Annotated in this window: 28 protein-coding genes; 21 read left to right on the plus strand and 7 right to left on the minus strand. The window is 39.0% G+C overall.

Annotation, left to right across the window (positions count from 1 at the left end; all coding sequences use genetic code 11):
* Positions 1–32: 32 nt before the first annotated feature.
* The gene (locus AC27JL_RS13275) at positions 33–1,106 is read left to right on the plus strand and encodes a glycosyltransferase family 1 protein (RefSeq protein WP_487195798.1); all 1,074 of its coding nucleotides are present in this window, start codon (positions 33–35) and stop codon (positions 1,104–1,106) included.
* Positions 1,103–2,188 (plus strand): glycosyltransferase, encoded by a 1,086-nt coding sequence (locus AC27JL_RS13280; protein WP_487195799.1) that lies wholly within the window; start codon positions 1,103–1,105, stop codon positions 2,186–2,188. The genes AC27JL_RS13275 and AC27JL_RS13280 overlap by 4 nt, the downstream gene beginning before the upstream one ends.
* Here the strand turns inward: AC27JL_RS13280 and AC27JL_RS13285 are convergent.
* On the minus strand, positions 2,177–2,899 hold the full coding sequence (locus AC27JL_RS13285) for a 3-deoxy-D-manno-octulosonic acid kinase (protein ID WP_487195800.1): 723 nt from the start codon (positions 2,897–2,899) through the stop codon (positions 2,177–2,179). The genes AC27JL_RS13280 and AC27JL_RS13285 overlap by 12 nt on opposite strands.
* Positions 2,900–3,022: 123 nt before the next feature.
* Here AC27JL_RS13285 and AC27JL_RS13290 point away from each other — a divergent pair, with 123 nt between their 5' ends.
* The 6 genes from AC27JL_RS13290 (at position 3,023) to glpG (ending at position 8,286) form a co-directional block, all read left to right on the plus strand.
* Positions 3,023–4,084 carry a glycosyltransferase family 9 protein gene (locus AC27JL_RS13290; protein WP_487195801.1) on the plus strand — a complete coding sequence of 354 codons (1,062 nt, stop codon included), beginning with the start codon at positions 3,023–3,025 and terminating at the stop codon, positions 4,082–4,084.
* Complete coding sequence (gmhB, locus tag AC27JL_RS13295; RefSeq protein ID WP_487195802.1) at positions 4,081–4,641, plus strand: D-glycero-beta-D-manno-heptose 1,7-bisphosphate 7-phosphatase; 561 nt, start codon at positions 4,081–4,083, stop codon at positions 4,639–4,641. Before AC27JL_RS13290 ends, gmhB begins: the two co-directional genes overlap by 4 nt.
* A gap of 168 nt (positions 4,642–4,809) precedes the next feature.
* On the plus strand, positions 4,810–6,006 hold the full coding sequence (locus AC27JL_RS13300) for a glycine C-acetyltransferase (protein ID WP_006791581.1): 1,197 nt from the start codon (positions 4,810–4,812) through the stop codon (positions 6,004–6,006).
* A 44-nt stretch (positions 6,007–6,050) separates the two neighbouring features.
* Entirely contained in the window at positions 6,051–7,076 is a 1,026-nt protein-coding gene (tdh, locus tag AC27JL_RS13305) for an L-threonine 3-dehydrogenase (RefSeq protein WP_487195803.1), read from the plus strand.
* 68 nt (positions 7,077–7,144) lie between these two features.
* The gene (glpE, locus tag AC27JL_RS13310; RefSeq protein WP_004588558.1) at positions 7,145–7,462 is read left to right on the plus strand and encodes a thiosulfate sulfurtransferase GlpE; all 318 of its coding nucleotides are present in this window, start codon (positions 7,145–7,147) and stop codon (positions 7,460–7,462) included.
* The gene (glpG, locus tag AC27JL_RS13315; RefSeq protein WP_487195804.1) at positions 7,459–8,286 is read left to right on the plus strand and encodes a rhomboid family intramembrane serine protease GlpG; all 828 of its coding nucleotides are present in this window, start codon (positions 7,459–7,461) and stop codon (positions 8,284–8,286) included. Before glpE ends, glpG begins: the two co-directional genes overlap by 4 nt.
* Before the next feature lie 2 nt (positions 8,287–8,288).
* Here the strand turns inward: glpG and AC27JL_RS13320 are convergent, their stop codons facing one another.
* The gene (locus tag AC27JL_RS13320; RefSeq protein WP_487195805.1) at positions 8,289–8,687 is read right to left on the minus strand and encodes a flagellar basal body-associated protein FliL; all 399 of its coding nucleotides are present in this window, start codon (positions 8,685–8,687) and stop codon (positions 8,289–8,291) included.
* A 167-nt stretch (positions 8,688–8,854) separates the two neighbouring features.
* On the opposite strand from AC27JL_RS13320, the gene AC27JL_RS13325 reads away from it, so the two are divergent.
* Together AC27JL_RS13325 and ubiA are read left to right on the plus strand one after the other, a co-directional pair.
* The gene (locus AC27JL_RS13325; protein WP_487195806.1) at positions 8,855–9,394 is read left to right on the plus strand and encodes a chorismate--pyruvate lyase family protein; all 540 of its coding nucleotides are present in this window, start codon (positions 8,855–8,857) and stop codon (positions 9,392–9,394) included.
* The gene (ubiA, locus tag AC27JL_RS13330; protein WP_487195807.1) at positions 9,391–10,269 is read left to right on the plus strand and encodes a 4-hydroxybenzoate octaprenyltransferase; all 879 of its coding nucleotides are present in this window, start codon (positions 9,391–9,393) and stop codon (positions 10,267–10,269) included. The genes AC27JL_RS13325 and ubiA overlap by 4 nt, the downstream gene beginning before the upstream one ends.
* 5 nt (positions 10,270–10,274) lie before the next feature.
* On the opposite strand, the gene AC27JL_RS13335 is transcribed toward ubiA, so the two are convergent.
* The 3 genes from AC27JL_RS13335 to AC27JL_RS13345 form a co-directional block, all read right to left on the minus strand.
* Positions 10,275–10,895 carry a 2OG-Fe(II) oxygenase gene (locus AC27JL_RS13335; protein WP_058430193.1) on the minus strand — a complete coding sequence of 207 codons (621 nt, stop codon included), beginning with the start codon at positions 10,893–10,895 and terminating at the stop codon, positions 10,275–10,277.
* A 96-nt stretch (positions 10,896–10,991) separates the two neighbouring features.
* A complete protein-coding gene (locus AC27JL_RS13340; RefSeq protein WP_010556947.1) occupies positions 10,992–11,876 on the minus strand; it encodes a LysR family transcriptional regulator in 885 nt (294 codons plus the stop codon).
* A gap of 359 nt (positions 11,877–12,235) precedes the next feature.
* Entirely contained in the window at positions 12,236–12,667 is a 432-nt protein-coding gene (locus tag AC27JL_RS13345; protein ID WP_006791572.1) for a DUF2721 domain-containing protein, read from the minus strand.
* A gap of 80 nt (positions 12,668–12,747) precedes the next feature.
* Here AC27JL_RS13345 and AC27JL_RS13350 point away from each other — a divergent pair, with 80 nt between their 5' ends.
* Genes AC27JL_RS13350 through tsaD form a run of 3 tightly spaced genes read left to right on the plus strand, consistent with a single transcriptional unit; the run spans position 12,748 to position 14,749 of the window.
* Positions 12,748–13,095 carry a putative signal transducing protein gene (locus AC27JL_RS13350; protein WP_487195808.1) on the plus strand — a complete coding sequence of 116 codons (348 nt, stop codon included), beginning with the start codon at positions 12,748–12,750 and terminating at the stop codon, positions 13,093–13,095.
* Entirely contained in the window at positions 13,088–13,678 is a 591-nt protein-coding gene (locus tag AC27JL_RS13355) for a YjaG family protein (RefSeq protein ID WP_008130596.1), read from the plus strand. The genes AC27JL_RS13350 and AC27JL_RS13355 overlap by 8 nt, the downstream gene beginning before the upstream one ends.
* Before the next feature lie 57 nt (positions 13,679–13,735).
* Complete coding sequence (tsaD, locus tag AC27JL_RS13360) at positions 13,736–14,749, plus strand: tRNA (adenosine(37)-N6)-threonylcarbamoyltransferase complex transferase subunit TsaD (protein ID WP_008130598.1); 1,014 nt, start codon at positions 13,736–13,738, stop codon at positions 14,747–14,749.
* A gap of 8 nt (positions 14,750–14,757) precedes the next feature.
* Here the strand turns inward: tsaD and plsY are convergent, their stop codons facing one another.
* On the minus strand, positions 14,758–15,369 hold the full coding sequence (plsY, locus tag AC27JL_RS13365; protein ID WP_006791568.1) for a glycerol-3-phosphate 1-O-acyltransferase PlsY: 612 nt from the start codon (positions 15,367–15,369) through the stop codon (positions 14,758–14,760).
* Between the two features lie 244 nt (positions 15,370–15,613).
* Between plsY and folB the strand changes: the two genes are divergently transcribed.
* The 8 genes from folB (at position 15,614) to trmB (ending at position 21,776) form a co-directional block, all read left to right on the plus strand.
* The gene (folB, locus tag AC27JL_RS13370) at positions 15,614–15,973 is read left to right on the plus strand and encodes a dihydroneopterin aldolase (protein ID WP_006791567.1); all 360 of its coding nucleotides are present in this window, start codon (positions 15,614–15,616) and stop codon (positions 15,971–15,973) included.
* Positions 15,974–16,462 (plus strand): 2-amino-4-hydroxy-6-hydroxymethyldihydropteridine diphosphokinase, encoded by a 489-nt coding sequence (gene folK / locus AC27JL_RS13375; protein ID WP_487195809.1) that lies wholly within the window; start codon positions 15,974–15,976, stop codon positions 16,460–16,462.
* The gene (locus tag AC27JL_RS13380; RefSeq protein WP_410899119.1) at positions 16,459–17,259 is read left to right on the plus strand and encodes an undecaprenyl-diphosphate phosphatase; all 801 of its coding nucleotides are present in this window, start codon (positions 16,459–16,461) and stop codon (positions 17,257–17,259) included. Before folK ends, AC27JL_RS13380 begins: the two co-directional genes overlap by 4 nt.
* A gap of 174 nt (positions 17,260–17,433) precedes the next feature.
* Entirely contained in the window at positions 17,434–18,789 is a 1,356-nt protein-coding gene (gene mpl, locus AC27JL_RS13385) for a UDP-N-acetylmuramate:L-alanyl-gamma-D-glutamyl-meso-diaminopimelate ligase (protein ID WP_487195810.1), read from the plus strand.
* Position 18,790: 1 nt separating this feature from the next.
* Positions 18,791–19,411, plus strand: coding sequence for a flavin prenyltransferase UbiX (locus tag AC27JL_RS13390; protein ID WP_006791563.1), 621 nt, complete (start codon positions 18,791–18,793; stop codon positions 19,409–19,411).
* Positions 19,411–20,340 carry an ABC transporter ATP-binding protein gene (locus tag AC27JL_RS13395; RefSeq protein WP_006791562.1) on the plus strand — a complete coding sequence of 310 codons (930 nt, stop codon included), beginning with the start codon at positions 19,411–19,413 and terminating at the stop codon, positions 20,338–20,340. Before AC27JL_RS13390 ends, AC27JL_RS13395 begins: the two co-directional genes overlap by 1 nt.
* A complete protein-coding gene (locus AC27JL_RS13400; protein ID WP_006791561.1) occupies positions 20,341–21,108 on the plus strand; it encodes an ABC transporter permease in 768 nt (255 codons plus the stop codon). It abuts the gene before it with no gap.
* A complete protein-coding gene (trmB, locus tag AC27JL_RS13405) occupies positions 21,108–21,776 on the plus strand; it encodes a tRNA (guanine(46)-N(7))-methyltransferase TrmB (RefSeq protein ID WP_487195811.1) in 669 nt (222 codons plus the stop codon). Before AC27JL_RS13400 ends, trmB begins: the two co-directional genes overlap by 1 nt.
* Positions 21,777–21,835: 59 nt before the next feature.
* Here trmB and AC27JL_RS13410 read toward each other — a convergent pair whose 3' ends face one another.
* The gene (locus AC27JL_RS13410; RefSeq protein WP_487195812.1) at positions 21,836–23,719 is read right to left on the minus strand and encodes an EAL domain-containing protein; all 1,884 of its coding nucleotides are present in this window, start codon (positions 23,717–23,719) and stop codon (positions 21,836–21,838) included.
* Between the last annotated feature and the right edge of the window lie 183 nt (positions 23,720–23,902).

Raw genomic sequence — 23,902 nt, forward strand, 5'->3', positions numbered from 1 at the left:
TACTAAAGATCAAATAGGAAATTGAGAATGCAATGAGCAACAAACGACTTTTATTTATTCCAGTATCGTCACCAGAAGGAATTGGTGAATATATGCGCTCGTTGTTGTTGGCTAATGGGTTGCTCGCTGAGTTTGCTGGGATGCTTGATATTCATTTTATTTTAAACAGGCACACAACTTACGCCGATGTTTGCCCCTTTGATACCACTTTACTTGAGAGCTCAGCAACCAAAGAAGTTGCATTAGTGTGTGACTTTATCACTGCATACAAACCCGACGTTGTTGTTTTTGATTGTGCTGGGCGCGCAGCACATATGAAAGCGGCAAAAGAGGTGGGTGCTAAAGTTGTTTTTATTTCTCAACATGAAAAAAAGCGCGCAAAAGGGTTAAAGCTCAATCGTGCAAATTTGATTGATGCACATTGGGTTGTACAGCCAGACTATTGTATTGCGCCTTTAAGTTGGGTAGAAAATACAAAGCTAGATATGTTTCCCCTTGCTCATCCACGTAATGTTGGGCCTTTTGTTGCAAACGCTTCAGTGGAGCAAAAAAAGCAAGTGTTGAGCAAGTACGGGCTTGAAGAGAATAATTACTTACTAGTAAATGCAGGTTCTGGTGGGCATACATTTAATAATTTAAATTGTGCAGATACCTATTTCGATACCGCGCTCAAAGCGGGTAAAAAAACGGGTTTAAAAACAGTGGTCGTGTTTGGTTCTAATTATACAAAAATATTACCAAAAACAAGCGAGATTATTTGTTTAACAAGTTTAGAGGGAACTGATTTTTTAGCATTATTGAGTCAAGCAAAGTTAGCTTTATTGAGTGCTGGTGATACTTTGTTGCAGGCTATTGCATTGCAAACTCCTGTTATAGCTTGTGCTATTTCAAAAGACCAACATACCCGCCTAGAAAATTGTGTTAATGCAGGCGTAGCCATCAAAGCAAGCCTTAATCCTGACGATATAGTGTCTAAAATTGAATACGCAATAGATGATAGGCACTATAAGCCTCTCTTGGCTAAATATCGTAAATTAGAAAGCCCTCAAAGCTATAGCGTAATTACGAGTGCGGTAAAAAATATGCTTGCAGGAAGCCGTGCATGAACATTGTGATTGTTATTGACTCCCTTGTTGGCGGTGGTGCAGAAAAAGTTATGCTTACTTTAGCTGAGCAACTTGTTGAACTTGAGCATCACGTTACTTTATTGTCAATTGCAAGCTCCATTGAATATGACATCCCTGAATGCATTAATGTCGATAGTTTATTTCCTGATAGGGCTTCAAAAGTCGATCGCTTTTGGAACATAAATAAAAGCGTTGCGAAGTTAGAAGCCTGGTTTAACAATAAACAAAGAGTTATTGGTACTATAGATTTAGTACTTTCAAATCTTGATAGAAGCAATAATTTACTCGCTAAAAGCACGGTTAAAAATGTACATTTTGTTGTGCATAACTCAGTAAATTCAGAGCTTGCTAGGCAAAAAAAGCTAGGTCCGTTCTCTTATCGCTATCTTAAAAAATCAAAGCAAAACTTAAATGGTAAGTCACTCGTTTGTGTATCTAAAGGGGTAGAGCAAGAAATCACTCAAGGCGATTTAATTACCCCAAGTGCAATAACCACTATTTATAACCCCTTTAATTTAGCCGAAATAAAACGCCAATCTGATGACCTTAATGTAGCTATTCCGCAGTCGCCTTATTTGATTCATGTAGGGCGTTTAGCTAAACAAAAACGTCACGATATTTTATTTGCGGCATTTGCCAAGCTTGATAAAAAATACAAATTGGTTCTTTTATGTAATAAGCCTAGCAAAGCATTTAAGCTTGCAAAAGAGTATGGCATTGCAGAGCAGCTGATTGTCCCTGGTTTTGAACAAAATCCTTATAATTGGATTAAGCAGGCTGAAGCATTGGTGTTGAGCTCTGACTTTGAAGGGTTGCCAACAGTATTAATTGAAGCATTAGCTGTTGGCACGCCGGTAGTAAGTACTAATTGTACGTTTGGGCCTAGCGAAATATTAACAGGCGAGCTGGCTAATTACTTAGTACCTATAGAAAATAGCGAAGAGCTAGCGGCTAAAATAAAACACGTTTTAGCAAATAAGCCGAGTGTGGAAAGCGCCGATATTTTGCAAAAAGTGGATGCTAAGCTAGTAGCTCAGCACTATTTGGCTCTAAGCAGATAGTTTTTGGCTATAAAGGGCATTTAACGTTTTCCAATCATTGCTTTGCCAATTAAAGACGCTATTACGACCTTGCTCTTTTAAGAATGAACGCTTTAAGCGTGCCATATTACTCTGTTGCCATTGCGGATTAGGTACTTTTAACTCCCCGCGATCAAAGTCGATAATGTATACGTCGCCGTCTTCATTAAATAAAATATTATTTATATTTAAATCGGCGTGATACACCCCTTTGTTATGAAATAACGCAATAGTGTTGGCTATGCTTTCAAGCTCACTACTATTTAAAGGGCGCTCAATTAGAACGTCGAGCAGGCTTTTAGCGCCGCTAACCGCTTGTGTAATTATATCGCCGCGGTAAATCAAACCAATAGTGCTTACTCTGGCTGCAATTGGCTTGGGTACATTTAGACCGAGTTCAATAAGCTTTATCATTAAGCTGAACTCTTTACATACGCGGGTGTTTTTAAGGCCAAGGTAGAGGTATTGATCGCTTAATACCTTACCAACAAAACCGCCACGCCAATAATGCCTAAGTACAGCAGTTAAATCATCATGTTTAAAAAACCATGCTGTAGCGCGGCCTTTTTTAGCGCCTACTATTTTATTTTGCTTTTGCCAATAAGTTGCATCAAACCAGTTTATATCAACAAGGTTAAAATAATCTGGATGGCTTAAAATAGTGTGTTTGCCTTGCGTTAGTGTTTTAAACATAGCTCGTTAAAATAATTCAATAATAGGTATATATTAACGTGTTTTATGGCGCAGGATAAGTGCTTGCATTAACGCGAGTATAATTTAAGATCCCAGCATACTATTTAAAGCCTAACGGAATGCGTGACTCAAGTGCCTAACTACTCCTCTATTTGTATTTTAAGACTCTCTGCTATTGGTGATGTATGTCATGCTGTTAGTGCTGTTCAAGCAATTCAAAAAGCGCACCCTAATGCAAAAATAACCTGGGTAATGGGTAAAGTAGAGGCTATGTTACTTGCTGATTTACCAGGCGTAGAGCTGGTGATCTTTGATAAAAAAGAAGGTAAGGCTGCGCTTAAAAAATTAAAAAACACCTTTAATGGTAAGCAGTTTGACGTGCTTCTTAATATGCAGGTGGCATTAAGAGCAGGCTTTGTAGCACGCTGTATACCTGCAAAAGTAAAAATAGGCTTTGATTGGGCACGCTCAAAAGAACTACACAGTTTGTTTATAAATAAACGTATAGCCCCACAAAAAGAAGCGCATGTGCTAGAGGGATTCAAAGAGTTTGCGGGTGCAATTGGTGTTAAAGATTATTTACCTACATGGGATATGCCTTACAGCGCACAAGATCAAAACAAAGCAGATGAGTTACTAGGGCAAGAGTATTTAGCCAGCAAGCTATTTGTAATTTCGCCAGCGGCTAGTAAAGCTCAGCGAAACTGGTTGCCTGAACGTTATGCCGTACTTGCTGACTACGCGCACGAGCAAGGTTTTAATGTTGCATTAACCGGCGGACCTACTGAGCTTGAAGTAAATTTAGCGAATAACATTATAAAACATAGCAATAGCCCAATTTTAAATTTAGTTGGTAAAACAAAGCTTAAAGAGCTGCTATGTGTTTTAAAAAGAGCTGATTTAGTTCTTGCCCCCGATACTGGCCCTGCTCATATGGCAGTAACCGTTGGCACACCAGTTGTTGGTTTATATGCTCACTCGAACCCTGCACGCACTGGCCCTTATTTATATCAAGATTATGTGGTAGAGGTTTATCATCAAAGTTTACTTGAGCAAACGGGTAAAACTGCGCAGCAAGTCCCTTGGGGGACCCGAGTTAAAGGGGATGATTTAATGAGCCAAATAACGACAGATAGCGTAAAAACAATGTTTGACCATGTTGTGAACAAAGAGGGGCTTGAGTGAGTATTAAACTACATAAAGCGCTTTTTTTAGACCGTGACGGCGTGGTAAATGTAGACCACGGCTATGTATATCAAAGTGAAAAGTTTGAATTTATTAAGGGCATTTTTAGCACCTGTAAAACATTTTTCGACGCGGGCTATAAAATTATAGTAGTCACAAACCAATCAGGCATTGGGCGAGGTTATTATACTGAGGCTGAATTTAAAGTGCTTACTCAGTGGATGAAAACGCAATTTAGTAACCACGACATTAAAATTGCCGATGTCTATTTTTGCCCGCATCACCCTAAAAAGGCGTTGCCCGAATATTCAAAGCAATGTGATTGCAGAAAGCCAGCCCCAGGCATGTTGCTGCAAAGCATAGAGGAGCATAATATCGATCCTGAGCAGAGTATTATGGTTGGTGATAAGCTCAGTGACATGCAAGCTGCTCAAAAAGCTGGTATTGCAACCCGAGTATTAGTGCGTTCAGGGCAAAGCTTTGACGAAAGCGCAAAGCAACATGCTGATTTAGTGATTGATTCAATAGATGATTTAACTAAACGTTTACCGTTATGAAAACACGCTTTATTTAAGCGTGTAAACTGGCACATATTCCTTACATTGAGCGCGTTTGCGACGAACTGCAAACCGTGCATTTTTCTCGTTAAACTTTTACAATACACACCATCATAAACAGTGGCATAAACGTTGTTGTTTACCCGTTCAATTAAATGGAGACTACAGATGAGAGCATCTGCTTTTTTTAGCCAATTACAAGAGCAAATTGAAGACGTTAAAGCCCAAGGCCTTTATAAAAGCGAGCGTATAATTACCTCGCAGCAACAAGCTCAAATTGAAGTAGCATCTGGCGATAAAGTTATTAACTTTTGTGCTAACAACTACCTTGGCCTAGCAAATAGCCCTGAGTTAATTAAAGCAGCGCAAGGCGGTTTAGACGACCACGGTTTTGGTGTGGCCTCTGTGCGTTTCATCTGTGGTACGCAAGACATTCACAAAACACTTGAGCAAAAAATTAGTGCATTTTTAGAAACCGAAGACACCATTTTATACTCTTCTTGTTTTGATGCTAATACAGGCTTGTTTGAAACTATTTTAGGTGCAGAAGATGCGATTATCTCTGATTCACTTAACCATGCTTCGATTATTGATGGCGTTCGTTTATGTAAAGCTAAGCGTTTTCGCTATGCAAATAACGACATGGCTGATCTAGAAAAGCAATTAATTGCCGCAGACGAAGCGGGCGCTAAAACAAAGTTAATTGCCACCGATGGCGTGTTCTCTATGGATGGCGTAATTTGTAACTTAGAAGCTGTGTGCGATTTAGCTGATAAGTACGATGCGCTTGTTATGGTTGATGACTCTCACGCTGTAGGTTTTGTTGGCGAAAACGGTAAGGGTACACCTGAATACTGTAACGTACTTGACCGTGTAGATATAATTACTGGTACATTGGGTAAAGCGCTGGGCGGCGCATCAGGTGGTTACACCTCAGGTAAAAAAGAAATTGTTGAGTGGTTACGTCAGCGTTCTCGCCCATACTTATTCTCAAATTCATTAGCGCCTTCAATTGTAACTGCATCAATTAAAGTACTAGAGATGCTTGAAAATGGTGGCGAACTTCGCGCTAAGCTTTGGTCTAATGCTAAATATTTCCGTGAGCAAATGGAAGCAGCAGGCTTTACCTGTGCAGGTAAAGATCATGCCATCATTCCTGTAATGCTAGGTGACGCTAAAGTAGCCTCACTTATGGCTGATAAATTACTTGCAGAAGGTATTTATGTGACTGGCTTTTCATTCCCTGTTGTACCAAAAGGCCAAGCACGTATTCGTACGCAAATATCAGCGGCGCACAGTATAGAGCAGCTAGATACAGCTATTGCAGCCTTTACCCGTATTGGCAAAGAAATGGGCGTTATTTAATTTTTTAAAACTAAGAAATGACTTGGTTTTTGTGAGCGTAAATTATGAAAGCATTATCTAAATTAAAAGCAGAACCGGGTATCTGGATGACAGATGCACCTAAGCCTGAAGTGGGCCATAACGATCTGTTAATTAAAATACGTAAAACAGCGATTTGTGGCACCGACGTTCATATTTATAAATGGGACGAGTGGGCGAGTAAAACAATTCCTACACCAATGGTTGTTGGTCATGAGTACGTTGGTGAAGTGGTTGATATGGGTCAAGAAGTTCGCGGCTTTTCAGTGGGTGACCGGGTATCTGGCGAAGGTCATATTACCTGTGGGCATTGTCGAAATTGTCGTGCTGGGCGTGTGCATTTATGCCGTAACACCACAGGAGTTGGTGTTAACCGCGAAGGCGCGTTTGCTGAGTACTTGGTGATCCCTGCATTTAATGCATTTAAAATTCCAGACAACATATCTGACGAATTAGCCTCTATTTTTGACCCATTTGGCAATGCTGTACACACAGCCCTTTCGTTTGATCTAGTAGGAGAAGATGTACTAATTACTGGTGCCGGGCCTATAGGTATTATGGCTGCAGCTGTTGCAAAACATGTAGGCGCGCGTCATGTAGTAATTACTGATGTTAACGAGTACCGATTAGAGCTTGCCCGCAAAATGGGCGCAACTCGCGCGGTGAATGTTGCAAATGAAAAGCTTGAAGATGTTATGACCGACCTAGGCATGGCAGAAGGCTTTGATATTGGTCTTGAAATGTCGGGTGTGCCAAGTGCATTTAATTCAATGCTTAACAATATGAACCATGGTGGCAAAATTGCCATGCTCGGTATTCCACCATCAGACATGGCAGTAGATTGGAACCAAGTTATTTTTAAAGGTTTAGTGATTAAAGGTATTTATGGTCGCGAAATGTTTGAAACCTGGTACAAAATGGCAAGTTTAATACAGTCAGGTCTTAATTTAAGCCCAATAATTACACATCAATATTCTGTAGATGACTTCCAAGCTGGCTTTGATATGATGATTTCAGGTCAGTCAGGAAAAGTAATTTTAAACTGGGATTAATTCCATAAAAAATTGCAAGAAGGGCGGCTATGGCCGCCTTTTTTATTTTATTTATTAAAGAGAGTTCAATGGCATTTAAACATATATCTATTGCGCAAACGCATGAGTTATTAGACAAAGAAGACGTAGTAATTGCAGATATACGCGATCCTAACTCGTATCAAGCAGGCCATATTCCGGGGTCAGAGGCACTATCGAACGCAAATATTGCCCAGTTTATGATGGAAAAAGAGTTTGATCAGCCCATTATTATTGTTTGTTACCACGGCATGAGTTCGCAAGGTGCTGCTAGTTACTTAGTTGAGCAAGGTTTTGAGGATGTATATAGCATGGATGGTGGCTTTACAGCCTGGGAAGCGGCCTACAGCGAGAAAGTTGAACGATGATAGAGCTTGGCAGTTTAAATAACCCGCGTGCCGCACAAGGCTTTATAGATTATTTAAAAAGCCAAGGTTTAGACGGGCACTTACATTCAACTGATGGTAGCCACGTTATTATTAGCGTATCTGAAGAGCATTTTCATCAGGTACAGCCGCTTTGGGCTGAGTTTACTCAAAACCCAGGCCATCCTCGTTACCAGCAAGCTTCTTGGAGTGTAGGTAGTACGCAATCACCTTTAAAATACCAAGGGCAATCGCTTAACCTTAAAGCGCGGTTCAAAGCACTGAGTTGGCTTAATCAATCGGTAAGTGTACTCAGTATTGTTATTTATATTGCATTTTTACTGGGTGGTTTCGAGAGCATTTATTCTGCATTACAGTTTAACCCCTCATACCCATTGACGTGGTTTACGCCAGCCTTGGTTCACTTTAGTGCTATACATATTGTGTTTAACTTAATTTGGTGGATATCGCTTGGTGACAATATTGAAAAACAATGCGGAAAATTGAGCTTAATTGGCCTGTTTTTTATTACTGCTTTAATTAGTAGTTGGGCGCAATATTTAATTGTTGGGCCTAACTTTGGTGGTCTAAGTGGCGTGGTATACGGCTTACTGGGGTATTGCTGGATCCATAGCTTTTTAAATCCACAAAAACCCGCATTGGTGAGTACCTCAATTATAGGTTTTATGCTTGTTTGGTTAGTACTTGGTTTTGCTGATGTGTTGTTTATTGGAATGGCTAATTGGGCACATTTAGGGGGGCTAGTGAGCGGAATGGCGTTTGCCTACACCGCTCAACTGTTTACTAAAAAGCATACAAATAGTTGAGTTTAGTGATACAAATACTTTGTAAATAGTACTTCACGTATAATTTCTTGGCCTGTTTCTTCTTTTAACAGGCTTTTTAATTTTTCTATACATTTTGCGCGAATTTCTTCTCGACCAGTCAATGACTTTATTTTTTCTTCTGGCTCTTTCGAAAAAATCTCTACAATAGCATCTCTTAATAAAGGGGTATGATGTTCAACAATGGCAATGTCTGAATTGTTACTAAGCATTAGGTCAACGGTAACGCGTACGTAACCCATTTTTTTACTTGATGCGCCAATATAATTAGTAATTATGTCAGGTTCAAAACCAAAATAACCAACCGTTGACTCTGCACGGGCACTTAGGCTCACTATACTCATAATTAATGTAAGAAGACCTACGTATACTATTTTTTTCATATTTAAAGCGTTTCCGAAAACCTGTTGTAAATAGTTTATACTTAATAATAGGTAATAAACAGCGCCAAGCAATTATTTATATTAGTTACTTAGGTTGGTGAATAGGCACTTTTTCAAATGCTTAGGCAATGTTATCATTTGCTTGGATTATATTTTATTGAGTTATTGTGACAACTTTTCCTTTATCTTTATCAGCTAACTGGCTATCGGATACACAAACCGATGACTTAACACCTACAGAGCAAGAATGGCTTTTTGAGCCCCATTCTTTAACCGCTAAGCTAAAAAGTAAAGCAACCTCTTTTAGTGTAAAAGTACTCAGCGAACAGGCGTTTAATTTAAGTCATGAACAACAGCAATTACTAGGCTGTAAAACGTCATCGGCGTTAAACCGAGAGGTGCTTTTGTTGTGCGATAATAACCCCATGGTTTACGCTCAAAGTTGGCTGCCAAATAACCAAACGCACAACTCGCTTCATAATATGGGGGAGCGCCCTTTAGGCGATGTTATTTTTCAACAACGTGAGCTTGTTCGTCAAAATATTGAAATTGCGCGTTTTGATAGCAAACATTCATTACAGAATTTGGTTACCCAGCTAAATTTACCAACTCAAACTCTATTAGGCAGGCGTAGCGTGTTTTCGTTAAATGATTACCAATTTTTGGTGGCGGAAGTATTTTTACCTGGGGCGTACCTTTACTCATGAAATTAGCAGGTTTAAAAGCAAAACATTTTTCTTATTATTTACAGCTTATGCGTGTTGATAAGCCCATAGGTACTTTATTGCTTTTATGGCCAACATATTGGGCTTTATGGCTTGCAAATAGTGGGATGCCGAGCTTAATTAATTTTATAGTGTTTACTTTGGGGGTTGTAGTAATGCGCAGTGCGGGCTGCGTAATAAATGATTTTGCAGATAGAAAAATAGATGGTTCTGTAAAACGCACAGCCCAACGGCCTCTTGCATCTGGTACTGTCGCAAGCGGCGAAGCGCTAAGTCTATTTTTATTACTGATCACTTTAGCGTTTATTTTGGTTTTAATGCTGAGCGTTAACACTATTGTGTTGTCTGTTGGTGCACTTGCGCTCGCATTTTGCTATCCGTTTATGAAGCGATATACCCAGTTGCCACAAGTCGTGCTGGGTGCTGCATTTGGTTGGGCAATTCCTATGGCTTATATGGCATCTATTGATGCATTACCTCTTCAGGCTTGGTTGCTGTTTGCTGCTAATGTATGCTGGACGGTTGCGTACGATACCATGTACGCCATGGTCGATAGAGATGATGATGTGAAAATTGGTGTTAAATCGACTGCTATTTTATTTGGTCGCTTTGACCGCCATATCATTTTTATATTAAATGCTCTATTTATCGCACTTGTTGTTTATATTGGGGTAATTAACCAGTTAAATATGGCTTTTTGGGTTGGATTACTTATAGCCACAGCATTACTCGTTTACCAACAAGTATTAATTTTAAAACGTGATAGAGACGCATGCTTTAAAGCTTTTTTAAATAATCATTATGTGGGTATGGCTATTTTTATTGGTCTATTGCTCTCGTACCCCATTAACATTTAGCTATATTAACGAGGTGGATCAACTATTCCGCTAATGGATGCGTTTTTTCTAAACCAGCCAGCAATTGAATACCGATTATCTACTGCTGGTAATACTTCGTGAACAAAGCGTTCGCTTTCAAATAAAACTAATGTCCCCGCTTCTGGCGAAATGCTCACTTCAACCACTTTACTTTTAGGCTTATAAATAACAAGCTCACCGCCCTCATTGGGCGTGTTTAAGTATAAAACGCTAGTAAATACTCTATTAGAGCGTCCTTTAAATGCATCGACATGTTTTTTATAAAAATCACCATGAGTGTATTTTGCGTAGTGACATTCGTAATCAAACAGACCCATAAAAAAAGTGCGATTGAGCGTTGTGCGAATACTCTCCATAACAGCTAGGTAGGTTAATTGTGCTTGGGACGAACCATCAAACCAATAAGTTTTATCTTTTCGAATATTATCGTCAATTTGTAAATGATTTAAGCGACCAATACCTGCATGGCTAAAATGCGGATTTATGCGATAACAATCAGCCATTAAATCAGCTATTAATTCTTTGTTTAAGGCATTGGGAATAACTGTATAACCGCGACTTTCAATATCGTTATAAAACGGGCCATCGGTTGAAAAGTTGATCATTTAGGAGGTTCTTTTTTTGAAGGTGCGCCAGTTTAGCCGAAAAAGAGTAAAAAGCTATTGTTTTATGTCGCACCTGTCTCAAAAAAGAACGCTGAATTAATTCAGGGTTGTGGCTGCTTTTTTAATAAGTGAAAGCAAATGTGCTAAGTGCTCCGTAACTGTGGTTTGTTGGTTTGTTTGAACAATTAGTTGCTCATGGCTTAAATCTTTATTTGTTTTTAACTGAACAAGATCGGTGTGTTCTGCCACAGTGTTTGCATGCTCAATGCTGGCGATTGCAAAACTATCGGATTTAATGATGCCAGAGATAACCTGTTCAATACTGCCCATTTTGATAGTTGATGATTTATTCAAAGAATCAATGGCCTCGTTCAGCATGCTTTGAACTTGTTTTGATTGAGAGAAACAACCAAAGGCTGAATAGGAGTCTAGTTGGTGTTTGCTTATGTCATTTTTTTGGGCAAGCGGGTGATGCTTAGATACAAATAAAATAAGCTGATCAGGCAAATGAATATCACTACCAATGCTATTTACAGCTTGAGAATAAACGCTAATGTCTATTTCACCTTCCTGAAGCTTGCGTGTTAACTCATGCTGTTCTTGCAATTGCATTTCGATCTTTACATGTGGGTATTGCGCTAAAAATTGACCGCATGAAATAGGCACAATGTTACTCGCTTTATTAGTGTAACCAATAATGAGTTTTTCATCGGCGTTGCCATGAACAGATTGAAACAGGCGTTTTTTGGTATTTTCTAATTCGCTAAGTGTATTTTTGGCGTAATCTAAAAATAGTTCGCCTTCAGGAGTCAGTTTTACTGAGCGGGTTGAGCGCGTAACTAACTCATAGCCCATTTCATCTTCTAGGGTCTGAATACTGCGGGTAAGTGCAGAAGTACTAATTTTTGTTTTTTCTGCGGCTTGTCTGAAGTGGCGTAACACACCCAGTGCTACAAATTGTTCTAATTGGTCAAATCTCACTTTATAGTCCCTTTTTATAAGTAAGTTGTGATGTACTAATACATCAATTTTCTGTCTGTTTTATCTGTCTAAACTATTAATAAATATATGTAAATTTAAAAAAGATAAACTACACAATATATCTGTTTGCACAATAATAAAAGTGTAAAGATGTTAAAAAGTATTAACCTTTAGACTAAAGACTAATAATTTTTTATTCACCTAACATCCTTATCTGGCAAAGTTAATACTAAAAAGCAGGTATAAATCTATAAATAAAAATATTAGGTAAATTTATTATGCTAATTAATGAAAAAGTATGCCACAAAGTAGGGCATTGATTAAGCAATAATTAAAATATTTGCACGAATTTTAGTCTTTTAGCTTGTTTTATTATCAAAGTTTTTGTTTGCTCTGTTACTTAATGGTTTGTTTTCAATATTTTGAAGTTCAATTTCTATTGCATCACATGAAATATGAATTTCAAATAAAGACGTTAGTAAAGATAAACTTAAACAGGTTAGGCTTACGCCAAATAAAATAATTCCTGTGGTATTAAACTCAATAAAAAGAGCAAACATAGACAAGGTACATAATAAAAAAGAGCCTACACCGTAAACTTGCATGGTTCTTATGAGCTTTATGCGCTTTCTTAAATTGGTAATTTGCGCAACCACCACAGGGCGAATTGACTCGCCTTCTCTGGCATTTAACTCTCTTATTAATTGCGCAAGTACTAAAAATCGGTTTGTATAAGCAAGAAGTAACAAAGATATAGCTGGAAAAAGTAGACCCGGAGTTGTAAGTGTCATGCTTGCGCCTTTTTGAATATTGTTTAATAAATTTCTCAATACCTCAAGGTATTGTACACACAAAATAATCGAGGTCGATATTGCAAACTTATAAAAACACAACAGATAGTGCTTTTAATTGGATAACAATTTATAAGGCAGCCAACACGTTAGAGGCTAATATTGTTAAGGGGTTAATTCAAGCGGGTGGAATAGAGTGTAAAATTGTAGGAGAAATGCTTCAAGGTGCACTTGGGGAAATTCCTTTCGATCAGGCGCAAGTGAGTATACAGGTTTATGCGATAAAAGAGCGCCATGCGCGACAAATATTGGTAAACTATCAGCAAGTAAAACAATCCGCTCCAGATTGGGTTTGTCCTAACTGTAATGAGCATAATGGATCAACATTTGATTTTTGTTGGTCATGTGAGACGTTAAAGAATGACTAAAGCAAATAATTTTCAGCGTATTAGAGAGCTAAACTATTTACAAAAAGCGGTATTAGCAAGTGCGCTAATTGAACGTATGTTGCCAAATTATGGCTTATTTAGTGAGGCTACGGGGTTTGGTGATGAAACGTTACTTCGTAATGCGCTTAATGTTTGTTGGGAAAAAATCTTACTGCCAAAAAGTAAGATTGACTTAGAAAAGCAAGTTGAAAAAGTGGAACCTAATGTTCCAGAACTCGCTGATTTTGATATGTTTGGTACATACCCAGCTATTGATGCGGCAACGTCATTACTGAGCTTGATGCATGGTTTAATGGCACAAGACGATAAAGAGTTTGTAAGTGTAAGTAAAATTTCACAAGCAACCGTTGCGCGCTTTATTGAATACCAGATGACAGTTGAAGGTGAAATTGCAGACAACACGGCTGTTAGGGAGCACCCTTTAATGCAGTACGAAATTGAAGTGCTAGCCGAGCTTATTGACTTTGTTGAAAGTATGGGGCGTATTACTTCAGAAAGTGTAAAGGCGCTGAAAAAATTTGCTGTTGTTGATGGTCAAACAAATATTGGTTTGGCGTTATAAACAAATTAAGTAACTTGAACTTTGGTTAAGTAGTGATAAAAAAGCAGGAGAAGTACAGTGCGAATTTTAGGCATTGAATCGTCATGTGATGAAACAGGTATAGCAATATATGATGACGAGAAAGGCTTATTAGCTCATCAGTTATATAGCCAAGTAAAAGTACATGCTGACTACGGTGGCGTGGTTCCCGAGCTGGCGTCACGCGATCATGTTCGTAAAACGCTTCCGCTTATTGATGCAGCTTTTGCTCAAGCTGGTTGTGGTCCTGAAGACTTAGACGGTATTGCTTATACAGCCGGTCCTGGTTTAGTTGGGGCGCTATTAGTGGGTACTTCAATTGGTCGTTCATTGGCTTACGGATGGGATATCCCTGCTGTTGCGGTTCATCATATGGAGGGGCATCTACTTGCTCCCATGCTTGAAGACAAGGTGCCTGAGTTTCCGTTTATTGCTTTACTTGTTTCTGGTGGCCACACCATGATGGTAAAAGTTGAAGGAATTGGCCAATACGAAGTATTGGGCGAGTCTGTTGATGACGCTGCAGGTGAAGCCTTTGACAAAACAGCTAAGTTATTAGGTCTTGATTACCCGGGTGGTCCCCGCTTAGCAAAATTAGCAGAGCAAGGTATTCCAAAGCGATTTATCTTTCCTCGCCCAATGACAGATAAACCCGGGCTTGATTTTAGTTTTAGTGGATTAAAAACTGCGGCGTCGATTACCATTCGTGAAAATGACGATGACGAGCAAACTAAAGCTGACATTGCGCATGCATTTCAAACCGCTGTTATTGATACCTTGGTTATTAAATGTAAGCGAGCGCTAAAGCAAACAGGTATCAAGCGTTTAGTGATTGCGGGCGGTGTAAGTGCAAATACCCAGCTTAGGCTTCAGCTTGAAAGAGTCATGCAGGGTATGAAGGGCGAAGTGTATTATCCGCGTACGGAGTTTTGTACTGATAACGGTGCAATGATTGCTTATGCCGGTATGCAACGTTTAAAAGCAGGGCAGTTTGCAACCCTTGATATGAAAACTAAGCCGCGGTGGCCAATAGATAGCCTCGAGCCTATTTAAGTACTTTGTTATGTTGGTTTGTTTTCATCAGTGGGGGCTTTTTTAGCTCCCACTTTTGGTTCTTCACCAGCAAATAGTCTCACTATGTTTGTTCGATGGCGAAAAATAATAAGCACCGTAATAAAAACCACTGGCAGCGTGTAGAGTGGCTTAATTAACCACGTATAAAGCGGTGCGAGTAAAACGGTGACTAGGGCGGCAAGAGAAGAATAGCGACTCACTGCGACTATAATTAGCCAAGTAGTAATTAATAACCCAGCTAGGGATAAACCTATTGGGAGTAAAGCCCCAAATGCTGTTGCAACGGCTTTACCTCCTTTAAAATTAAAAAATACAGGGTACATGTGGCCTAAACAGGCGCCAACGGCAACTAAGCCAAGTACCAAAGGCTCAAGTTGTAAAAAATAAGCCCCCCACACGGGTATCGTGCCTTTTAAAATATCAAAAACAAGAACTAAAACAGCAGGAAAAGCGCCACCTAAGCGGTAAACATTAGTTGCGCCTGGATTATTTGAGCCATGTGTACGGGGATCTTGAAGTTTAAATAGACGCGACACTAAGATAGCCGATGAAATCGACCCAAGTAGGTACGCTAAAACAAACATCAAAATAGCTAACACATAGTTCCTTATATTTTTATCGTTATACCCATTACATTTAATGCAATTAACATCGTTTTTGGGCTATTATTGGCGGCAAAATTTATCGTGAAAATTAATATACTTCTACCAAATTTAGCTAAACGCGCTATTTTGCTATTGTAGAAGGAATTTTTACATATTTAAACACTGATTAAAGCATATACAATATTAATTTTTAATTAGTTTATGTGGTTAGAACAGTTGTTGGTCTTTTGGAGTATCAATGGATAAGGTATTTATATCTCAATTGCACGTCGACACTATTATTGGAGTGTACGACTTTGAAAAAGAAAGTAAACAGAGCCTTTATTTTGATATTGAAATGCTAAGTGATATTAAACCAGCCGCCGCAAATGATGACATTAATTTAGCCCTTGATTACGCAAAAGTAAGCGAGCGTGTCATTGCGCATAGTACAGCTAAACCTGTTGAGTTACTTGAAACACTTGTTGAACAATTGGCAGACATTATTTTAACTGAGTTTAATACAACACAAGTTAAAATAAGAGTGAGTAAACCTGCTGCAGTTGCGCAAGCGCAAACTGTTGGAGTAGAAATAACACGTAATAAGGCAAGCGTTTAAATGGCGCAAATATTTATTAGCCTTGGGTCAAATATCAACAAAGAGCACTATATGCAAAGTGCCTTAAAAGCACTTAAAACGCATTTTACGAATATAGAGCACTCGTCTGTTTTTGAAAGCGAAGCTGTCGGTTTCGTAGGTAATAACTTTTATAATTCGGTCGTTGGGGCAAAAACAGACAAGCCGTTAGCTGAAGTGTGTGCATTACTAAAAAAAATAGAGCGTGATAATGGTCGCACACCAAACGATAAAAAGTTCAGCCCAAGAACCCTTGATTTAGATTTATTGTTTTACGATGATGTTATTTGCGATAGCCCCGCGCAATTACCACGTGACGAAATAACTAAGAATGCATTTGTATTACAGCCTCTCAGTGAGGTTGCCCCCGGTTTTTATCACCCTGTAGCTAGGCAAACAATTGCTCAATTATGGAATGCATATAATAACCCTCAACAAAAACTATGGAAGGTGGAGTTTTCTAACCCATGAGTATTTTAGAAATAATAATTTTAGCGCTAATTCAAGGTTTTACTGAGTTTTTACCCATATCTAGCTCGGCACATTTAATTTTACCCTCACAAATATTAGGGTGGGAAGACCAAGGACTTGCTTTTGATGTTGCAGTGCATGTAGGGACATTAATAGCGGTTGTTATTTATTTTCGTAAAGAGGTGGCTGACATTCTCAGTGCGTGGTTTAAATCGTTTGGCACACAAGGCAAAACAGACGACAGTAAACTCGGCTGGTGGATTATTTTAGGAACAATACCAGCGGCTGTATTTGGTTTGTTACTTAAGGATTTTGTTGAGTTATACCTTCGAAGTGCATGGGTCATTGCAGCCACGACGATTATTTTTGGCCTATTGCTTTGGTACGCTGATGCTAAAGGGAAACAAGTTAAAACAATTTATCAACTTAATTGGAAGTCGGCTTTAATGATTGGCTTGGCGCAAGCCGTTGCTATGATCCCGGGTACCTCTCGTTCAGGTATTACAATGACAGCGGGTTTAATGCTAGGCATGAATAAGCAAAGTGCAGCGCGTTTTTCGTTTTTACTCGCTATTCCTGTAATTTCAATGATGGGGCTTTATTACACAATAGAACTTGCATTGGGTGACCACGTTGTTGATTGGGGTACATTGCTACTAGGTGTGGTACTGTCTTTTTTATCTGCCTATGCGTGTATTTATTTATTTTTAAAAGTGATTGAACGAATGGGAATGTTACCTTTTGTAATTTACCGGTTAGTTTTAGGCTTGGGTTTAATTGTTTTTTTAAGTATGTAATTTAATTTACTTTGCAAAAAGCCTTCTAATTTAGAAGGCTTTTTTGTTTGTGATAATGACTTTAAGCATTAGTAAAATACCTACATATAATGGTAAGTAAGCGCGAAATTTGGCATTATAGCGCCATTAAACTTTGCACAGCTGCAAAGTGAGCATACGGTTTAAGGAAAGTATATGCATATTCATATTTTGGGCATTTGCGGTACGTTTATGGGTGGTATTGCAGCCATTGCTAAGTCGCTTGGCCATAAAGTAACAGGTTCAGACCAAAACGTTTACCCACCTATGAGCACCCAGCTTGAAGAACTTGGTATTGAGCTCACTCAAGGTTACGACGTATCTCAATTAGAGCCAAAACCCGATATGGTAGTGATTGGTAATGCGATGAGCCGAGGTAATCCGTGTGTTGAATATGTGTTAGACAACAGCTTACCTTATACTTCAGGTCCAGAGTGGTTAAAGCATAACTTATTGCAAAACTCGTGGGTGCTTGCGGTAGCTGGTACGCATGGTAAAACAACCACAGCGAGTATGCTTGCCTGGATATTAGAATATGCTGGTTTAAAACCGGGGTTTTTAATTGGCGGCATAGTGCAAAATTTTGGTGTGTCGGCAAAGGTAGGTGAAAGCCCTTTTTTTGTTATTGAGGCAGATGAATACGATACCGCTTTTTTTGATAAGCGCAGCAAGTTTGTCCATTACTTACCGCGTACATTAATTTTGAATAATTTAGAGTTTGATCACGCCGATATTTTTGATGATTTAAACGCAATTAAAAAACAATTTCACCACTTAATGCGTACACTACCTCACAGCGGTAAAGTAATTTGGCCAAAACAAGACAAAGCACTTGAAGACGTTATATCGCAAGGGCTATGGAGTGAAAGCGAAACGCTAGGCATTGATTGGGGTTACGAACTAATTAAACCCGATGGCAGTGAGTTTAAAGTACTTTTGAATAATGAACGGCAAGGTACGGTTAATTGGGGCGCAATTGGCGAACATAATGTTAAAAATGCGATTATGGCAATTGCTGCAGCGCGCCATGTAGGGATTGCGGTTAGCCACAGTATTGAGGCACTTGCCGAGTTTATAAGTCCGAAAAGGCGAATGGAACTCAAGGCCGACATAAACAGTATTAAGGTTTATGACGATTTTGCTCATCACCCAACAGCGATTAAAACAACCTTGGCGGGTTTACGCGCTAAAGTTGGCGATGAAAAAATTATTGCTATTTTAGAGCCTCGCTCAAATACCATGAAAATGGGTGTACATCAGCATACGCTACTCGCTTCATTAGCTGATGCTGATGACGTACTTTTGTTTGAACCAGATAACTTAGGCTGGTCGCTTAACGAGCAAGCTCAAAAAGCGGGCATGCAGTGCTTTAATAGTACGCAAGCTATTATAAATACGGTGCTTGAAAATGTGCAGCCTGATCAACATATTTTAATTATGAGTAATGGCGGTTTTAACGGCCTTCATCAGCAACTAGTAGATGGTTTGGCTGATAAATTCAGCGGAGAATAATTTGCAATTTAAAGATAAAATCACCTTAGCGTTTAGTGGTGCCTCTGGCGCACCATATGGTTTAAAGCTCCTTGAAGTGTTACTAGAGCAGCAATACCAAGTGTATGTACTTATTTCTAGCGCAGCCCGGGTTGTGCTTGATACTGAGTCAAACATAAAGCTCTCGGCAAATGAAGACAAAGCCACTGAGCAGTTAAATACGCTATTTGATGCACAGCCACAACAATTACAAGTATTTGGTAAAGATAACTGGTTTAGTCCTGTAGCCTCTGGCTCTGCAGCGCCTAAAAAAATGGTTGTGTGTCCATGCAGTGCGGGGTCAGTATCGGCGATTGCTGTAGGCGCATCTGATAATTTACTAGAGCGTGCGGCCGATGTAGTGATTAAAGAACGTGGCCAGCTTATTTTAGTACCGCGTGAAACGCCTTTTAGCGAGATTCATCTAGAGAACATGTTAAAGCTATCGCGTTTGGGCGTTACCATTATGCCTGCAGCGCCGGGCTTTTATCATAAGCCGCAAAGCATAGAAGATTTAGTCGATTTTATGGTGGCTCGCATTTTAGATCATTTAAACATTGAGCATACACTAACAAAACGTTGGGGTTATGGTGAGGGTAAGTAATGAGTAAGCAAAGTATTGCATTAAATATTGAAGGCCTTACCAAGGTATACAAAAACGGCGTAGAGGCTGTTAAAGGTGTTGATTTACAAGTAGACGAGGGCGATTTTTTTGCATTACTTGGACCAAATGGCGCAGGTAAATCAACAACGATTGGTGTTATTTCGTCTTTGGTCAATAAAACTGAAGGTAAAGTGGAGGTATTTGGTTACGATATAGATACCCATCTTGAAGCTGCCAAGGCGCATTTAGGCTTAGTACCACAAGAATTCAACTTCAGCCAATTTGAAACGTTGACCCAAATATTAGTAAACCAAGCCGGTTATTACGGTGTACCGCGTAGCGAGGCACATAAGCGTGCTGATAAATATTTAGCTCAGCTTGGTTTGCTCGAGAAAAAAGATAAACAAGCGCGTACTTTATCAGGCGGTATGAAGCGTCGTTTAATGATTGCACGCGCACTGATGCACGAGCCAAAGCTACTTATACTTGATGAACCAACAGCGGGTGTAGACATAGAGTTACGACGCTCTATGTGGGAGTTTTTACGCAAAATTAATGAACAAGGCGTAACTATTATTTTAACTACCCATTACTTAGAAGAAGCAGAACTGTTGTGTAAAAACATTGCCATTATCGATACCGGTCGCATTGTTGAAAACACGACGATAAAAGCACTGCTTGCAAAGCTTGATAAAGAAACGTTTGTACTTGATTTAAAAATGCCAGCTAAGCCAGTCACGTTGCAAGGTTATAAATTTACAATGACGGATGATCATACTATTGAGGTTGAAGTAGCTAAATCACAGGGCTTAAATGCAGTGTTTAGTGCGCTTACAGAACAAGGCAATACTGTATTAAGTATGCGTAACAAGGCCAATCGATTAGAAGAGCTATTTGTAGGATTACTAGAGCAAGGGCGGGGCGAATAAATGTTTAAATATGGCGTAGCGCTAAAAAGTATATGGATTAAAGAGTGTATTCGTTTTTTACGTATTTGGGTGCAAACTCTAGTACCACCTGCCATAACAATGAGTTTGTATTTTGTTATTTTTGGTAACCTCATAGGCTCGCGCATTGGTGAAATGGGTGGGTTTAGTTATATGGAGTTTATTGTACCGGGCTTAATAATGATGTCGGTTATTACAAACTCATACTCTAATGTGGCTTCTAGTTTTTACTCAACTAAATTTCAAAAAAGTATAGAGGAGCTGCTTGTTGCGCCAGTGCCTAATTACATAATAGTACTAGGCTATATGGGCGGTGGTATGACTCGCGGCATGATGGTGGGCTTTATTGTTACCTGTGTATCGCTGTTGTTTGTTGATATTCAAATACACAATATATTTGTAATTATGGCAACGGTAATTTTAACCTCGGCGGTGTTTGCGCTAGGTGGTTTAATTAACGCTATTTACGCTAATAGCTTTGATGATATTAGTATTATTCCCACATTTATACTTACTCCGCTAACGTACTTGGGTGGCGTATTTTATTCAATTACCTTGCTACCTGAGTTTTGGCAAAATGTATCGCAAATCAACCCCATCATCTATATGGTTAACGCATTTAGGTATGGGTTTTTAGGTGTATCGGATGTTGATTTAACCGTCGCATTAGGTGTGATTTTAGTGTTTATTACCGTGCTATTTACTGTTGCGCTTACATTAATCAAAAAAGGTGTGGGGCTAAGACACTAATGAGTGATGCAAATTCTCGAAGTATTGTATCTAATCAGGCCGGTATTCACGAAAAGCTTGATGAAATAGTAAATAAGCATTTAAGCGCCGAGTTTAAAAAGCCCATTGCAGCGCACACGCAAGCGGCATTTGATGAGGTTAATGAAAAAGTTAAGGCATTTAATGGCCCTCTTATTTTAGACTCTTGCTGTGGTGTAGGTGAAAGTACTGCTAACTTAGCTAAGCTTCATCCTGATGCTCTTGTGGTCGGGATTGATAAGTCGTCGCATAGGCTTGATAAACACGACGTTCAATATAAGCAAAGCGACAGTGGCCAGTATATTTTGGTACAGGCTGATTTAAATGATTTTTGGCGCTTAGCAGTTGCAGCAAATTGGCAGCCTAGCCACCACTATTTGTTGTATCCAAACCCATGGCCTAAATCTAAACATATTCAACGCAGATGGCACGGTGCAGCTATATTTCCTTATATTGTTAAGTTAGGTGGCTTATTAGAAGTACGCAGTAACTGGGACATATATGTTAAAGAATTTGCAAGGGCGCTTGAACTAACCAGCCATATTTGTGAAGTGCTGCCTTATCACAGCGACGATGCAATTACCCCGTTTGAGCGAAAGTATTGGGCCAGTGGTCAGCAAAGTCACCGGCTTATTATTGATTTAACCTAAGTTATTTTTAAGCGTTTTTCTATCGACTCAAAATAGCTTTATCACTAACGTTTGGTTAATTAAGAGACTAAGTCAGCATTTTCTGGTGTAGCAAATTGTGGCGCAGGTTGGGCAAAATGGTTACCCTGCATGAGCGTCACATTTGCTTTTTCTAACGCATTTACAATGGCTGCATTTTCGACAGATTCAGCTATAAGCAGTAAATCTAATTGGTTAGCAAATGCCGCTATATGCTCAATAAATAAGTAAATGTCGTTATCGTGTATTATCTGTTTTATTAATCCGCCATCTAACTTAATACCGTCAACTTCAAGTTTTAGAACATTTGAAATATTTGAATAACCGCTACCAAAGTCATCAATTATTACCTTAACCCCTTTACTTTTAACCATAGAAATAAATGCTTTAACTTCAGAATAATTTGCAATCGCTTGGGTTTCTATTAACTCTAAAGTGATATTGCTTGGGTGCGGATAGCGCTTAAGCTCGTTTGTGATGAATTCATTCAAGCTTGGGTCTAACATGTCTTGCGCTGTTATATTTAAGCTCCAACAAATGTTCGTTTTTCTGAAGCGGCTAATACACTGTGAAAATATAGTGCGGGTTAATAACCCGTCCATTCTGGAGCGAGTAACTACATTTAAAAACGCATCGGGTTTTAAAATCTCTCCGCTTGCGGTAACCATCCGCGCCAAACATTCGTACTGCACTATCTGATTTGTTTTGGTATCTATTATTGGCTGAAAGTAAGGTACAATGCGGTTGTTATCAAATGCATCATGCACTTCTTTGGCCATTTCTACATTATATTGATATTGAGTTTTAACATCGTGAAGTGCTTTAGAATAATTAATAACTGTGTGTCTACCTTGCTTTGCTTGTAGTGCAGCAATATGAGCATTTTCAAGTAATAGCGATTTATTACCCGTCGCAATACCAGCACACAATGTAATGTATATAAATGGATCAATTAATAAAGGCGTATTGGCATTATAGGTTTCGATTAAATCGCTCAGCTCTTCATAAGGTGTTTCTTTAGGTGATAGCAGCACCAATTTATTGGTGGCTAAGCGGTATAAATGACAGTTGGCAGAGCAGCGGCTCTTAAAATGCATAAGCAAGTTTTTCATTACTTTATCGCCGATTTCGGTGCCGTAAAAGCTATTTATATCTTCAATTTCATTAACCCAGACAACAGCTAACTGCATATGATGACTGTTACTTTTTTTAAGTAAGTACTCCAACGCAATGTGGTTTTCAAACCCAGTACTGGAGTCGGTTGCTAATGAGCGCTTAAGTAAGTAAACATAAATAGCGGCAACGAGTACAGCTATAAAAAAGAAGAAGCTTGCCATAGCTGCTGCTTTGGAGACGCTTTCGCTTAGCTTTTGGTTAAGATCAAGAATCGTTATATCAGCGCCAGTAAGGTAAGTTTTACCAGTTTTATCGTCAACAAAAGGGATAAATATAGTTTTAAAGTGTCCCCATTGATCGGCCGACACTTCAAATACCGGCTCAGTGGAGTAAAAAGCGCTTATGTTGAGATCAGTTGCTTCTGGGTATATATCTAAATATTGCGTTATTTTGCCATTGTTCATATCGTCTTGCGTATAGCTAGATGCAGTAAAATATACGCGGTTGTTTTTTAATATCATTGCATATACATATGCCACATCTAGCGCTTGTGCAAACTCAGAAAGTTGCCTGCTTTTGACTTCATAGTCAAAAAAATTAATTTGACCGTTTTGGTTCATGGTATTTAGGTAGTCATCACCGAGTATATGCTTAACACTGGCTGCAGCATTAAGAAGGCGCGCATCAACAGATTCCATAATTTCAGCGCGGGTTGTGTGGTAGGTGTAGTAAATATAGACCACTAAACTGACTAAAAATAAAGCAAAACCAGCCACTAACCAGCTCACTTTCACTCTTCCCTTAAGCATTGCCTGTCCCTTTTTTGTTGTTTTAATGATTATACTTAAAATACAAAATTGCCCAATAAATAATTAGTATTTATTAGATTAAATAAAATTTTAATTAAATTAACACTTTTTTGTCATGCGTGGTGTTGCTTTTAAGGCTTTTAACGAGACATTTTACTTATATTGCAGTACAGTTAGCGCAAT

The organism is Pseudoalteromonas sp. 4NS20-0020 (assembly GCF_057554385.1).

What these genes read in the sequence shown, in the direction of transcription:
- AC27JL_RS13275 (WP_487195798.1), top strand. Translation starts at nt 33, where the DNA reads ATGAGCAACAAACGACTTTTATTTATTCCAGTATCGTCACCAGAAGGA.
- AC27JL_RS13280 (WP_487195799.1), top strand. Translation starts at nt 1,103, where the DNA reads ATGAACATTGTGATTGTTATTGACTCCCTTGTTGGCGGTGGTGCAGAA.
- AC27JL_RS13285 (WP_487195800.1), bottom strand. Translation starts at nt 2,899, where the DNA reads ATGTTTAAAACACTAACGCAAGGCAAACACACTATTTTAAGCCATCCA.
- AC27JL_RS13300 (WP_006791581.1), top strand. Translation starts at nt 4,810, where the DNA reads ATGAGAGCATCTGCTTTTTTTAGCCAATTACAAGAGCAAATTGAAGAC.
- tdh (WP_487195803.1), top strand. Translation starts at nt 6,051, where the DNA reads ATGAAAGCATTATCTAAATTAAAAGCAGAACCGGGTATCTGGATGACA.
- glpE (WP_004588558.1), top strand. Translation starts at nt 7,145, where the DNA reads ATGGCATTTAAACATATATCTATTGCGCAAACGCATGAGTTATTAGAC.
- glpG (WP_487195804.1), top strand. Translation starts at nt 7,459, where the DNA reads ATGATAGAGCTTGGCAGTTTAAATAACCCGCGTGCCGCACAAGGCTTT.
- AC27JL_RS13320 (WP_487195805.1), bottom strand. Translation starts at nt 8,687, where the DNA reads ATGAAAAAAATAGTATACGTAGGTCTTCTTACATTAATTATGAGTATA.
- ubiA (WP_487195807.1), top strand. Translation starts at nt 9,391, where the DNA reads ATGAAATTAGCAGGTTTAAAAGCAAAACATTTTTCTTATTATTTACAG.
- AC27JL_RS13335 (WP_058430193.1), bottom strand. Translation starts at nt 10,895, where the DNA reads ATGATCAACTTTTCAACCGATGGCCCGTTTTATAACGATATTGAAAGT.
- AC27JL_RS13345 (WP_006791572.1), bottom strand. Translation starts at nt 12,667, where the DNA reads ATGACACTTACAACTCCGGGTCTACTTTTTCCAGCTATATCTTTGTTA.
- AC27JL_RS13355 (WP_008130596.1), top strand. Translation starts at nt 13,088, where the DNA reads ATGACTAAAGCAAATAATTTTCAGCGTATTAGAGAGCTAAACTATTTA.
- folB (WP_006791567.1), top strand. Translation starts at nt 15,614, where the DNA reads ATGGATAAGGTATTTATATCTCAATTGCACGTCGACACTATTATTGGA.
- folK (WP_487195809.1), top strand. Translation starts at nt 15,974, where the DNA reads ATGGCGCAAATATTTATTAGCCTTGGGTCAAATATCAACAAAGAGCAC.
- AC27JL_RS13380 (WP_410899119.1), top strand. Translation starts at nt 16,459, where the DNA reads ATGAGTATTTTAGAAATAATAATTTTAGCGCTAATTCAAGGTTTTACT.
- mpl (WP_487195810.1), top strand. Translation starts at nt 17,434, where the DNA reads ATGCATATTCATATTTTGGGCATTTGCGGTACGTTTATGGGTGGTATT.
- AC27JL_RS13395 (WP_006791562.1), top strand. Translation starts at nt 19,411, where the DNA reads ATGAGTAAGCAAAGTATTGCATTAAATATTGAAGGCCTTACCAAGGTA.
- AC27JL_RS13400 (WP_006791561.1), top strand. Translation starts at nt 20,341, where the DNA reads ATGTTTAAATATGGCGTAGCGCTAAAAAGTATATGGATTAAAGAGTGT.
- trmB (WP_487195811.1), top strand. Translation starts at nt 21,108, where the DNA reads ATGAGTGATGCAAATTCTCGAAGTATTGTATCTAATCAGGCCGGTATT.
- AC27JL_RS13410 (WP_487195812.1), bottom strand. Translation starts at nt 23,719, where the DNA reads ATGCTTAAGGGAAGAGTGAAAGTGAGCTGGTTAGTGGCTGGTTTTGCT.